This is a genomic window from Vibrio sp. 10N.222.49.C9, assembly GCF_041474985.1.
Lineage (GTDB): Bacteria > Pseudomonadota > Gammaproteobacteria > Enterobacterales > Vibrionaceae > Vibrio > Vibrio crassostreae_C.
This window is the reverse complement of sequence record NZ_JBFRVD010000570.1, coordinates 1-269: the sequence shown is the minus strand read 5'-3', so window position 1 is coordinate 269 and position 269 is coordinate 1. Positions and strand designations below refer to the sequence as shown.

The 269-nt window shown below is 45.0% G+C and carries 1 pseudogene; it reads right to left on the bottom strand.

Annotated elements, in window-relative coordinates:
* Positions 1 to 28: 28 nt before the first annotated feature.
* Positions 29 to 229 (bottom strand): annotated as a pseudogene (locus AB4585_RS24520) (dienelactone hydrolase family protein); the annotation flags it as partial.
* Positions 230 to 269: the final 40 nt, after the last annotated feature.

The window sequence follows — 269 nt, the reverse complement described above, 5'->3', positions numbered from 1 at the left end:
GATCCGCGGCAAACACGCTGTAGCCTTACTCGTTAAGCATTTCTGCTCGCTTGATCTCGTAGTCTGTTAAACCATCCCAATCGTGAACCAGCAGTACCAGTGGTGCTGAATCTGAAACCTTAGACCAGTAACCTTGATACGCTTTACCGTCGACTTCATAAACAACATCTTCACCGGCTACAGCATTAACCGAACCCAATATTAACGCTGCAGTTAAAAAATGACGCATGACACCCTCTCCTTCCATATGAGTTAAGTAGAGTGTAGTA